Genomic DNA, 13,133 nt, shown 5'->3' with positions numbered 1-13,133 from the left:
GTCGGTCACAGGTCGTCGAGGGGTTCGTCCAGGACGCCCTCGCGGGCGATGATGTAGCCGAGGTGGCCGCGGCTGCGGCTGCCGAGGAGTTCGCTGGCCTTCTGGATGTGGCTGGAGACCGTACGGGTGCTCATGCCGAGGCGGGAGGCGATGGCCTCGTCGGTGTAGCCGTTGACCATCAGGCGCAGGACGTTCTGGCGGGTGCGGTCGGTGAGCAGTTGGGGGCGGTGGCGGCCCTCCAGGTAGGTGACCGGTTCGGCGCGTTCCCACATCAACTCGTAGATCTTGAGCAGGTACTCGACCAGCGGTGGGAACTGGATGAGCATCGCGGCGGCCTCGCGGTCGGCCGCGGCCGGGACGAAGGCGGTGGAGCGGTCGCAGATGATCACCCGGTCGAACACCTCGTTCAGGGTGCGTATCCGGGCGCCCTGGGCGGTGACCTGCTCGATGTAGGCCAGCGTCGGGCCGTGCGCGCGCACGGTGTGCTGGTAGAGGGTGCGCTGGCGCACGCCGCGCCCGGCGAGGGCGAGGTCGCGCGGGAGGGCGTCCGCGAGGTGCTCGGGGCTGCGGCCGCCGCCGGGCTGGGCGGTGCGCAGTTCCTCGGTGCAGGCGGCGACGGCCTTCTCCAGCGCGGGGTTGATCTCCTCGCCCGTCAGGAGGCGGACCGGCAGCTGGGCCCGGCGCATGACGTCCTGGTAGGCGCGGTCGGCGGCGGTGAAGGCGGTGCGCAGCTCGGCGAGCCGCTCCTGGTGGCCCAGCACGGCGAGTTCGAGCGGCCGGGTCAGGCCGGTGGCCGCGATGTCGGGCGGGACGGGGGTCAGCCGCTCGCCGGAGCCGGGTACGGAGCGCAGCAGGCCCATCGCGAGCAGGCACTCGGGGGCGTCTCCGGCGGCGCAGCCCTCGGCCAGCGCCACCCGGTAGAACTCGACCCCCCGGTCACAGAGCTGCGGTGTCCCCATTCCCGCGCTGTTGTCCTGGGATAGGCACATCTGGGCATCCTTCCGGCTTCGGCATTGCGGTTTCACGAATGCCCGTACCGGCCACCGCCAGGCGTCTGAAATGGCAGGATGGAAATCACCTGTCGGTCGGAAGCCGTCCCCCCGGGCTCTGACTGCCGTGAGTGTACGCCCAAGTGGCGCGGAAATCAGCGGCCGACGGCGAAGCCGAGCGCGCCCGGAGGCGGGGGAGCCGACCGCGGCAGTGGCGGACCCGACCGTACCCGGCCGCGGTGACAGGCGGATGGCCGCCGTGTCGCGCCTGTCGCCCCGTCAGGGCGGCCGGGGCGGACGGTCGGCGGACGGAACGGCCGACAGACGGAGGGCACCCCTTGTTGCGAGCTGATCCCGGCCCGGCGGTCCCGCCCGTGGACCTGGCCGAGCTGGTGGACCAGCGGCTGGTGCGGCAGCTGGCGGAGGCCGCCGCCGAGCAGGTCGGCTCCGGCGCGATCCGGCTGCTGGGCGACGGCGGGCTGTTCCAGACGCTCGCCAAGCAGCTGATCGAGCACGCCCTGGAACTCGAACTCCAGGAGCACCTGCGCGGGGCCGAACCCGGCACCGACCCCGGCGCCAACGTCCGCAACGGCGCCCGGGCCAGACGGCTGCTCACCGAGGTCGGCCCGGTCGAGGTGCGGGTGCCCCGGGACCGCCAGGGCAGCTTCACCCCCCGGGCCGTCCGCCCCCGGGCCCGCCGACTGCCCGGCCTCGACCGGCTGGTCATCTCGCTCACCGCGCGCGGCCTCAGCTCGGGCGAGCTGGTGGCGCACCTGGCCGAGGTGTACGGCGTGGAGCTCAGCCGGGAGACCGTCTCCGCCATCACCGACCAGGTGCTCGACGAGCTCGACGAGCGGCGCCGGTGCCCGCTCGACCCCGTCTACCCGGTGGTCTTCCTCGACGCGGTGCGCAGCGGCCGCTCGGGCGGCCCGCTGGTGCACCTGGCGCTCGGGATCTCCACCGACGGCCGGCGCGAGGTCCTGGGCCTGTGGCCGGCCACGGACGGGGAGCACTGGCCGCAGGTGCTGGCCGAGCTCGCCGAGCGCGGGGTGCGCGAGGTCTGGGTACTGGTCGGCGACACCGGCGGGGGCCTGGCCGAGGCGGTGGCCGCGCGGTGGCCGCGCACCGTGGTGCACGGCTCGATGGCCCACCTGTTGCACGCCGCGCTGCGGCACGCGCCCGGCGAGGACTGGGGTGCGCTCGCGCGGACGCTGCGCGAGATCTGTGCCGCGCCCACCGAGCGGGCGGCGATGGCGCGGCTGTCCCGGGCCGAGCGGGAGTGGGGTCCGGGCCACCGCGAGGTGTTCCGGGTGTGGCGGTCGGCCTGGCCGCTGCTCGCCGCCGGCTTCCGCTTCGGCCCCGAAGCGCGGCGTCTGCTCGCGGGCGGGGGCGCGCTGGAGCGGCTGCACGCCCGGCTGCGCCGGATCGAGCAGGCCTCGGGCCGGGTGCAGGACGAGCGGGCCGCGCTCAAGCGCGCCTACCTGGCGACGATCGCCCTGGAGTCGCCCGCCTCGGCGGGGCGGACGTGGACCGACGACTGGCCCGCCGTCCGCGAGGAACTGCGCCGGGGATCGCACTGCTGACGCTCCATCACCTCCCGCACTGACGCTCCGTAACCCCCGCCCCCGCGGCAGCTTCGGCAGCTTCCGGAGGCCGGGGCCGGGGCCTCCCTCGCCGACGCGCCGGGGGAGTGGTTTGACCGAAACCCTCGCCAGTGACCGGTTCCCACCACTGATCTGACAGTGCCAGGCGCTCTTTGGATCAGATCTGTCTGTTTTTGACATGGTCTGTTCGGGCTTCCGGTTCCCGCAATGCGTGTTCCCGATCATGGCCAGAGCTTCCACCCCCGTTTGAGCCTCGGCAGGATGAATTTCCGAGCGAAGAGGGCCGACCGCCCCCTCGGAAAAAGGAATTAACGATGAAGAATCTTGCCGTTCGCATTCACCATATGCTCGGGATTCTCGCCGTTCTGCTGGTCGCCGGACTGGGCGTCCAGAGCAGCGCCGACCCGCACTCGCCCCTGGCCGCCGCCGCCCTCGTCTCGGCGCCCAACGCCGACTCCGGCTGGGGTCCGTGAGCCGCGCTCCGGCGTAATTCCCCCCTCCCCGAAATTTCTCCGAACAAAGAGGAAACCGACGATGGCGAACCCGTTCGAGGACCCCGACGCCAGCTACCTCGTCCTGGTGAACGACGAGGGCCAGCACTCGCTGTGGCCGGCCTTCAGCCCGGTGCCCGACGGCTGGCAGCAGGCCTTCGGCGCCGCCGGCCGACAGGACTGCCTCGACTACGTCGAACAGCACTGGCAGGACCTGCGGCCGAAGAGCCTGCTCGCCCAGCAGTCCGGCCACTGACCGCGGCAGCCCAGCGCCGAAACCGCACCACCGCACCACCGCACCACCAGAACAGCCAGAACAGCCAGAACCACGCCACCACGCCACCGCACCGCCGCTCCATCGACCGCCCGGGCCGACCGCCCCGAAGGTCACCGAGCAAGCCGTTCCCGCCACCGCGGGGGCCAGCCGTACGAGGGAGAGAGCCACATGTCCGGGGTCCAGCAGACGCACAGAGCCGACCAGCGGCCGACCCTGACCGCGCTGGTCGACGCCCAGACGTCCCGCACCCCGCAGGCCCCCGCCCTGTACGCCGAGGGCACCACCCTCACGTACGCCGAGCTGGACGCCCGCGCCAACCGGCTGGCCCGGGTGCTCGCCGCCCGCGGCCTGGGCACCGAGGACATCGTCGCGCTCGCCCTGCCGAAGTCCCCCGAGGCCGTCGCCGCGATCCTCGCCGTGGCCAAGACCGGCGCCGCCTGGCTGCCCGCCGACCCGGCCTACCCCGCCGAGCGGCTGCGCCACATGCTGACCGACTCCCGCGCCGCCCTGGTGCTCACCACCGCCGAGGCCGCCGCCCAGCTGCCCGAGACCGACGCCCCCCGGCTGCTGCTCGACTCCCCCGGGCACCTCGCCGAGCTGGCCGCCCAGGCCGGCACCCCCTTCACCGCCGCCGAGCGGGTGCGGCCGCTGAGCGCCGGGAACACCGCGTACGTGATCTACACCTCCGGCTCCACCGGTGTGCCCAAGGGTGTGGCCGTCACCCACACCGGGCTGCCCAGCATGATCGACACGCAGGTCGCCGCCACCGGGGTCGGCCCCGGCAGCCGGGTGCTCCAGGCCGCCTCGCTCAGCTTCGACGTCTCCGTCTCCGACCTGGCCGTGGCGCTCTCCACCGGCGCCGCCCTGGTGCTCCCCCGCGAGCAGAGCCAGCTGGTCGGCGAGCCGCTGGCCGCGCTGATCGAGCAGTACGGCGTCACCCACGCCGACATCGCCACCGCGATGGCGGCCACCCTGCCGGACGTGCCGCTGCCCTCCCTGCGCACCCTGATCGGCGGCGGCGAGGCCATCCCGCGCGAACTGGCCGCCCGCTGCGGCCGCGACCGCCTGATGCTCAACAGCTACGGCCCGACCGAGACCACCGTCATCGTCACCATGAGCGAGCCGCTCACCGGCGAGGAGCAGCCCCCGATCGGCCACCCCTGCCAGGACGTGCGCATCCACGTGCTGGACGAGCGGCTGCGCCCGGTCGAGCCGGGCACCGTGGGCGAGCTGTACGTCTCCGGCCCGCACCTGGCCCGGGGCTACCTCGGGCGCCCCGGCCTGACCGCCGAGCGCTTCGTCGCCTGCCCCTTCGGCGAACCCGGCGACCGGATGTACCGCACCGGCGACCTCGGCAGCCAACGGCCGGACGGGCAGCTGGACTTCGTCGGCCGGGCCGACGACCAGGTGAAGATCCGCGGCTTCCGGGTGGAGCTCGGCGAGGTCGAGCAGGCCCTCTCCGCCCACCCCGAGGTGCGCCAGGCCGTGGTGCTGGTCCGCGAGGACCGCCCGGGCGAGCGCCGCCTGGTCGGCTACACCGTCGGCGCCGCCGACCCGGCCGAGCTGCGCGCGTACTGCGCCGAGCGGCTGCCCGACCACATGGTGCCCACCGTCGTGGTGCTCGACCGGCTGCCGCTCACGCCCAACGGCAAGGTGGACAAGCGCGCCCTGCCGGCGCCGGTCTTCGCCGCCGCCGAGGAGGGCGGCCGGGCCCCCGCCGGGGAACTGGAGCACACCCTCGCCCGGCTCTTCGCCGAGGTGCTGGGCCTGCCCGCGGTGGGCGTCACGGACTCCTTCTTCGAGCTCGGCGGCGACTCCATCGTGGCCATCCGGCTCGTCTCCCGGGCCCGGCACGCCGGGCTGCAGCTCACCCCCCGCGAGGTGTTCCTCTCGCCGACCGTCGAGGCGCTGGCCCGGATCGCCCGACCGCTGGAGGGGCCGGTCGTCGCCGAACCCGCCGGGGCCGGCCTCGGCGAGGTGCCGCCGACGCCCATCGTGCACTGGCTGGCCGCGCAGCACGGCGCCGTCGAGAGCTTCTACCAGTCCACCCTGCTCACCCTCCCCGCCGGGAGCGGGCCCGAGCACGTGGCCACGGCCCTCCAGGCGCTGCTCGACCACCACGACGTCTTCCGCGCCCGCACCTCCCCGCTCGCCGAGCGCCCCTGGACGCTGCACGTCCCCGCCCCCGGCGCCGTCCCCGCCGGGGCCGCGCTGCGGCACGTCGCGGGCCCGGCCACCGAGGAGGCGCTGCGCGCCGAGACCGAGGCCGCCCGCGAACGCCTCTCGCCCGAGGACGGCCGGATGCTCCAGGCCGTCCGGTTCGACGCCGGGCCGGGCCTGCCCCCGCAGCTCCTGCTCGTGATCCACCACCTGGCGGTGGACGGCGTCACCTGGCGCATCGTCGAGGAGGACCTGCTCGCCGCGCTCGCCGCCGCCCGCGAGGGCCGGGCCGTGGCGCTGGCGCCGGTGCCCACCTCCTTCCGCCGCTGGGCCCAGCGGCTCACCGCCGAGGCCGGGACCGACCGCCGGGCCGCCGAACTCCCGCTCTGGGAGGCCGCCCTGGCCACCCCGGACCCGCTGCTCGGCGCGCGCCCCCTCGACCCGGCCCGGGACACCTACGCCACCGAGGGCGTCCTGCGGCTCGTACTGCCCGCCGAGACCACCCAGGCGCTGCTGACCCGGGTCACGGCCGCCTACCACGCGCAGGTCAACGACGTGCTGCTGACCGCGCTGGCGCTCGCCCTCGGCCACTGGCGCGGCGCGGCGACCACCGGTCCGGACGGCGCCGTGCTGGTGACCGCCGAGGGCCACGGCCGCGAGGAGGTCGTCGACGGCGTCGACCTGCACCGCACCGCCGGCTGGTTCACCTCCCTCTACCCCGTCCGGCTCGCCCCCGGGGCGCTGCCCTGGTCCGAGGTCACCGCGGCCGGCCCCGGGCTCGGCCGGGCCCTCGGCCAGGTCAAGGAGCAGCTGCGCGCCGTCCCGGACAACGGCATCGGCTACGGCCTGCTGCGCCACCTCAACCCGGCCACCGCCGCCGTACTGGAGGGGTACACCGATCCGCAGGTCGAGTTCAACTACCTGGGCCGCTTCGCGCCGGAGGGCGTCACCGCCGAGGACGTGCTCGCCGGCACCGAGGCGATGAGCGAGGGCGCCGCGACCGGCCTCGCGCTCGGCCGGGTGCTCGGCCTGGACGCCACCACCGTCGACACCCCGCAGGGCCCGCTGCTGGTCGCCCAGTGGTCCTACGCCACCGGGCTGCTCGCCGAGGAGCGCGTGGCCGCGCTCGCCGAGGCGTGGTTCACCGCGCTGCGCGCGCTCGCCGAGCACGCCGACCGGCCGGACGCGGGCGGACACACCCCCTCCGACTTCCCGCTCGTCACGCTCGGCCAGTCCGAACTGGACCAGCTCGCCGGACACCACGCCCCCGCCCGCCTGGTGGACGTCTGGCCCACCTCGCCGCTCCAGCAGGGCATGGCCTTCCACGCGGCGTACGACACCGACGGCGCCGACGTCTACACCTCCGTCTGCACCTTCGACCTCACCGGCCCGGTGGACGCCGACCGGCTGCGCGCCGCCGCCGAGGCGCTGCTGCTGCGCCACCCCAACCTCAAGGCCGGCTTCCACCAGCGCCCCGACGGCCCGCCCGTGCAGGCCGTACCGGACGGCGTCGAACTGCCCTTCACCGCCATCGACCTGACGGCGCACGCCGACCCGAAGGCCGAGGCCGCGCGGATCGCCGCCGCCGAGTACGGCCGCCGCTTCGACCTCGCCCGGCCGCCGCTGCTGCGCTACACCCTGCTCACCCTCGCCCCCGGGCGCCACCAGCTGATCGCCGCCGCGCACCACATCCTGCTGGACGGCTGGTCCACCCCGCTGTTCGCCGAGGAGCTGTGGGGCCTGTACTTCCAGCAGCCGATGCCCCCGGCCGCCCCCTACCGCGAGTACCTGCGCTGGCTCACCCGGCGCGACGGCGCCGCCGCCCGCGCCGCCTGGGCCCGGGCCCTGGCGGGCGCCGACGAGCCCACCCTGCTGGCCCCCGGCCGCTCCGCCGCCGCCCCGCAGCTGCCGCTGCGCCTGCACACCGGCCTCACCCCGGCGGCCACCGAGGCGCTGGCCCGCACCGCCCGCCGCTACGGCGTCACCCTCAACACCCTCGTCCAGGCCGCCTGGGGCGTGCTGCTGGCCCGGCTCACCGGGCGCGAGGACGTGCTCTTCGGCACCACCGTCTCCGGCCGGCCGCACGACCTGCCGGGCGTGGAGCGGATGGTGGGCCTGCTCATCAACACCGTGCCGGTGCGCGTCACCCTCGACCCGGCCGAGAGCTGGGGGCAGCTGCTGCTGCGTCTCCAGCACGAGCAGTCCGCGCTGCTGGACCACCAGCACCTCAGCCTCACCGAGATCCAGCAACTCGCCGGAGTGGGCAGCCTGTTCGACACCGTCACGGTGTACGGCAACTACCCGGACCCGTCCGCCCTGGACGAGGCCGACCCGAGCGGCGCCACCCACGTCACCCTGGTCGAGGACGTCGACAGCGCGCACTACCCGCTGCTGCTGGCCCTCACCCCCGGCGACGGCCTCCAACTGCGCCTGGACCACCGGCCCGACGCCTTCACCCCCGCCGAGGCGCGCACCCTGCTGGACCGCTTCCTCGCCCTGCTCGACCGGATCGTCGCCGACCCGGCCGAACTCGTCGGTGCCGTCCAGGTGTTGACCGAGGAGGAGCGCGAGCGGCTGCTGACCGGCGGGGCCGGCGCCACCGCGCCACTGCCGGAGGCCGCACTGCCCGAGCTGTTCGAGGCACGGGCCGCCGCGACGCCCGACGCGGTCGCGCTCACCGCCGACGACGTCGAGCTGACCTACGCCGAACTCAACGCGCGGGCCAACGGGTTGGCCGTTCGGCTGGTCGAGGCCGGGGTCCGCCCGGAGACCCCCGTCGCGCTGCTGATGGAGCGCTCGGCCGCCCTGGTGGTGGCGATCCTGGCCGTGCTCAAGGCCGGCGGCGCCTTCGTGCCGCTGGACGGCGCGCAGCCGGCCGAGCGCCTGCGGGCCGTCCTCGCGGACTCCGGGGCCCGGCTGGCGCTGGCCGACACCGCCCACCGGGCACACCCCGCGCTGACCGGACTGGACGTGCTCGACCCCGAGGGCGCACGAGACCCCGAGGACGAAGACACCGCCGGGAACCTCGGACTCCCGCTGAGCGCCGACCAGTTGGCGTACGTGATGCACACCTCCGGCTCGACCGGCGTGCCCAAGGGCATCGGCGTCACCCACCGGTCCGTGGTCGACCTCGCGCTCGGCGGGGCGTTCGCGGGCGGCGGCCACGAGCGCGTCCTGCTGCACTCCCCCGTCGCCTTCGACGCCTCCACCTACGAGCTCTGGGTGCCGCTGCTCTCCGGCGGCCGCGTGGTGGTCGCCCCGGCCGGGCGGCTCGGCGTCGCCGAGCTGGCGACCGCGATCGGCCGGGGGCGGGTCGGCGCCGCCTGGATGACGGTCGGGCTCTTCAACGTGCTGGCCGCCGAGGCCCCGGAGACCTTCGCCGGGCTGCGCGAGGTGTGGACGGGCGGGGACATCGTCTCGCCGGCCGCCATCCGGCGGGTGCTGGAGCACTGCCCCGGCCTGCGGGTGGTGAACGGCTACGGGCCGACGGAGACCACGACCTTCGCGACCCGCCACCCGATGGCCACCGCCGCCGAGGTCCCGGCCGCCGTGCCGATCGGGCGGCCGCTGCCCAACACCCGGGTGTACGCGCTGGACGCCGGGCTGCGCCCGGTCCCCGTCGGCGTCGCCGGTGAGCTGTACGTCGCGGGCGCCGGGCTGGCCCGGGGCTACGTCGGCCGCGCCGGCCTGACCGCCGAGCGGTTCGTGGCCTGCCCCTTCGGCGAGCCCGGCGGCCGGATGTACCGCACCGGCGACGTGGTGCGCTGGACCACCACGGGCGAACTGGAGTTCGTCGGCCGCGCCGACGACCAGGTCAAGCTGCGCGGCTTCCGGATCGAACTCGGCGAGGTGGAGGCCGCGTTCACCGCCCACCCGGCCGTCGGCCAGGCCGTCGCCGTGGTCCGCCAGGACCAGCCGGGCGACAAACGCCTGGTCGCCTACGTCACGGGCCCCGTCCGGCCCGACGAACTGCGCGCCTTCGTCGCCGACCGCCTGCCCGGCTACATGGTGCCCGCCGCGATCGTCACCCTCGACGCGCTGCCCGTCACCCCCAACGGCAAGGTCGACCGCCGCGCCCTGCCCGCCCCCGACTACAGCGGCGCCGCCGCCGGCCGGGCCCCGCGCACCGAAACCGAGCAGGCGCTCTGCGAACTCTTCGCCGAGGTCCTCGGGTTGGCCTCGGTCGGCATCGACGACAGCTTCTTCGACCTGGGCGGCCACTCGCTGCTCGCCACCAAGCTGGTCAGCCGCGTCCGCACCGCCCTCGGCACGGAGCTGCCGATCCGCGCGCTCTTCGACCACCCGACGGTGGCCGCCCTGGCCGCCGCCCTGCCCGCCTCCGGCGCGGCCCGCCCGGCCCTGCGGCCCGTCACCCGGCCGGAGCGCGTCCCGCTGTCCTCCGCGCAGCAACGCCTGTGGTTCATCGAGCAGTTCGAGGGACCGAGCGCGCTCTACAACACGCCCGTCGCCCTCCGGCTGACCGGCGCCCTCGACCGCCCCGCGCTGGACGGCGCGCTGCGGGACGTGGTGGCCCGGCACGAGGTGCTGCGCACCGTCTTCCCGACCACCGACGGCCAGCCGCACCAACTGGTCGCCGAGGCCCCCGAGTCGATCCTGCGGACCATACCCGTGGCCACCGAGGCGGCGCTCCGGGCCGCCCTGGCCGAGGCCGGCGGGGAGGTCTTCGACCTCGCCCACGACCTGCCCGTCCGCGCGACGCTGCTCTCCCTCCCGCACGACGAACACGTCCTGCTCGTCCTCATGCACCACATCGCCACCGACGGCTGGTCCGTCGCCCCCCTCCTCCGCGACCTCTCCACCGCCTACGACGCCCGGCTCACCGGCACCGCACCGCAGTGGCAGCCGATGCCGGTGCAGTACGCCGACTACGCCCTCTGGCAGCACGAACTCCTCGGCACCCCAGAGCAGCCCACCACCCTGCTCACCGAACAACTCGCCCACTGGCAGCAGACGCTGTCCGGCCTCCCGGAAGAGCTGGCACTCCCCTACGACCGCCCCCGCCCGACCACGCCCAGCCACCGGGGCGGCGCCGCCGAGTTCGAGGTCGGCGCCGAACTGCACACCGCCCTGGCCGAGTTGGCCGCCGCGCAGAACGCCAGCCTGTTCATGGCCCTGCAAGCCGCCGTCGCCGCCCTCTACACCCGCCTCGGCGCGGGCACCGACCTCCCGCTCGGCACCCCCGTCGCCGGACGCACCGACGAAGCCCTCGACGACCTGGTCGGCTTCTTCGTCAACACCCTGCTGCTGCGCACCGACACCACCGGCAACCCCACCTTCCGGGAACTGCTGGACCGCGTCCGCCGCGCCGACCTCGACGCCTACGACCACCAGGACCTCCCCTTCGAGCGCCTGGTCGAACACCTCAACCCCCCGCGCACCACCCGCCACCCCCTCTTCCAGTCGCTGATCGCCCTGGAGAGCGGCCCGGCGGTGCCCGCCGCCTTCGGCGACCTGGCCTGCGCGGACCACCCCTTCGAGCTGGACGTGGCCAAGTTCGACCTGTCCTTCCGCTTCACCGAACAGGGCTCCCAGGCGGGCCTGTCGGTGGCGGTCGAGTACGCGGCCGACCTCTTCGACCACGCCACCGTCACCGCCCTCGCCGAGCGGCTGCTCCGCGTCCTGCGCGCCGTCGCCGCCGACCCGGACGCCCCGATCGGCAGCATCGAGATCCTCGACCCGGCCGAACGCGAGCACCTGCTCACCGGCTGGAACGGACCAGCGGCACCGGTTCCCGAGGCCACCCTGCCGCAGCTGTTCGAGGCCCAGGCCGCCGCCACCCCCGACGCCCCCGCCCTGATCACCGGCGCCGAACAGCTCAGCTACGCCGAACTCGACTCCCGGGCCGAACACTTGGCGGCCCACCTCGCCGAGGCGGGCGTCGGCGCCGACACCCCGGTGATCCTGCTGATGGACCGCTCCGCCGACCTGGTGACGGCGATCCTGGCGGTGGCCAAGGCCGGCGGCACCTACGTCCCGCTGGACGACCGGCACCCCGCCGAGCGGCTGCGGCAGATCACCGCCGAGACGCGGGCGGCGCTCGTCCTGGTCGATCCCGCGCACCAGGGCCACCCGCTGGCCACCGACGCCCCCTGCCCCGTCCTGCCGCTCACCGAGGGCTGGTTCGACGGCCCGCGCAGGCGGCGCGCCCAGCCCGCCGGGCTCCACCCGGAGCAGCTCGCGTACGTGATGTTCACCTCCGGATCCACCGGGATGCCCAAGGGCATCGCCATCACCCACCGGGACGTGGTGCAGCTCGCGACGGACCCGTGCTGGCACCACCCCGACGGGCTGCGGGTGCTCTTCCACGCGCCGCACGCCTTCGACGCCTCGACCTACGAACTGTGGGCGCCGCTGCTCTCCGGCGGCCAGGTGGTCGTCGCGCCGCAGGGCGACCTGGACGCCTCCGCCATCCGCGAGCTGGTCCGGGCGCACGGGCTCACCCACGTGCACGTCACCGCCGGGCTGTTCCGCGTCATCGCGGAGGAGGACCCGGGCATCTTCACCGGCGTGCGCGAGGTGCTGACCGGCGGGGACGTCGTCTCCGCCCCGGCCGTCCGCCGGGTGCTGGAGGCCGTCCCGGGCATCGCGGTGCGAGCGCTTTACGGGCCGACCGAGACGACCCTGTGCGCGACCCAGTTCCCGATGCCGACCTCCTCGGCGGTCCCGAACGTGGTGCCGATCGGCCGTCCGCTGGCCAACACCCGGACGTACGTGCTCGACACCGCGCTGCAGCCCGTACCCGCCGGCGTGGCAGGCGAGCTGTACATCGCCGGCGCCGGACTCGCCCGCGGCTACACCGGCCGCCCCTCCCTCACCGCCGAACGCTTCGTCGCCTGCCCCTACGGCCAGCCCGGTGAGCGGATGTACCGCACCGGCGACCTCGCCCGCTGGACCACCGACGGCATCCTGGAATTCCTCGGCCGCGCCGACGACCAGGTCAAGATCCGCGGCTTCCGCATCGAACTCGGCGAAGTCGAGGCCGCGTTCACCGCCCACCCCGCCGTCGGGCAAGCCCTCGCCCACGTCCGCGAAGACCAGCCCGGCGACAAACGCCTCGTCGTCTACACCACCCTCGCCAGCACAGGCGCGGACACCGTCACCGCCGGCGAACTGCGCGCAGCCGTCGCCGACACCCTCCCCAGCTACATGCTCCCCGCCGCCGTCGTCATCCTCGACACCCTCCCCGTCACCGCCAACGGCAAGGTCGACCGCCGCGCCCTCCCCGCCCCCGACTACACCGGCACCACCGAAGGCCGCGCCCCCCGCAACACCACCGAACAAACCCTCTGCGCGCTCTTCGCCGACGTCCTCGGACTCACCACCGTCACCATCGACGACCGCTTCTTCGACCTCGGCGGCCACTCGCTGCTCGCCACCAGGCTGGTCAGCCGCATCCGCGCCGCCCTCGGTACGGAGCTGCCGATCCGCACCCTGTTCGACTCCCCCACGGTCGCCGCCCTGGCCGCCGTCCTGCCCGAGCGCGAACAGAAGGCCGCGCCGAAGAAGGCCCGCCCGGCCCTGCGGCCGATGCGCCGCCCGGGCGGCCCGGCCTGACCTGCCGCCCACCTCGCGGCCCCGTCCACCGCAGGAC

The 13,133-nt window shown here is 75.1% G+C and carries 5 protein-coding genes; 4 read left to right on the top strand and 1 reads right to left on the bottom strand.

The genetic code is table 11. The features are described 5' to 3' along the window. Positions 1 to 5: 5 nt before the first annotated feature. Positions 6 to 989, bottom strand: coding sequence for a helix-turn-helix transcriptional regulator (locus ACFWPT_RS28410; protein WP_363374037.1), 984 nt, complete (start codon positions 987 to 989; stop codon positions 6 to 8). 338 nt (positions 990 to 1,327) lie between these two features. Here ACFWPT_RS28410 and ACFWPT_RS28405 point away from each other — a divergent pair, with 338 nt between their 5' ends. From ACFWPT_RS28405 to ACFWPT_RS28390, 4 genes are all read left to right on the top strand, one after another. After that, positions 1,328 to 2,572 (top strand): IS256 family transposase, encoded by a 1,245-nt coding sequence (locus ACFWPT_RS28405; RefSeq protein ID WP_380374144.1) that lies wholly within the window; start codon positions 1,328 to 1,330, stop codon positions 2,570 to 2,572. A gap of 365 nt (positions 2,573 to 2,937) precedes the next feature. After that, the gene (locus ACFWPT_RS28400; protein ID WP_380374146.1) at positions 2,938 to 3,066 is read left to right on the top strand and encodes a hypothetical protein; all 129 of its coding nucleotides are present in this window, start codon (positions 2,938 to 2,940) and stop codon (positions 3,064 to 3,066) included. Between the two features lie 61 nt (positions 3,067 to 3,127). Next, a complete protein-coding gene (locus ACFWPT_RS28395; protein WP_063349684.1) occupies positions 3,128 to 3,340 on the top strand; it encodes an MbtH family protein in 213 nt (70 codons plus the stop codon). A gap of 189 nt (positions 3,341 to 3,529) precedes the next feature. After that, positions 3,530 to 13,096, top strand: a complete 9,567-nt coding sequence (locus ACFWPT_RS28390) for an amino acid adenylation domain-containing protein (protein WP_380485236.1) — start codon at positions 3,530 to 3,532, stop codon at positions 13,094 to 13,096. The last annotated feature ends 37 nt before the right edge of the window (positions 13,097 to 13,133 follow it).

Origin of the sequence: Kitasatospora sp. NPDC058478 (genome assembly GCF_042720345.1) — a bacterium.
GTDB lineage: Bacteria > Actinomycetota > Actinomycetes > Streptomycetales > Streptomycetaceae > Kitasatospora.
This window is presented reverse-complemented; position numbering and strand designations above follow the sequence as displayed.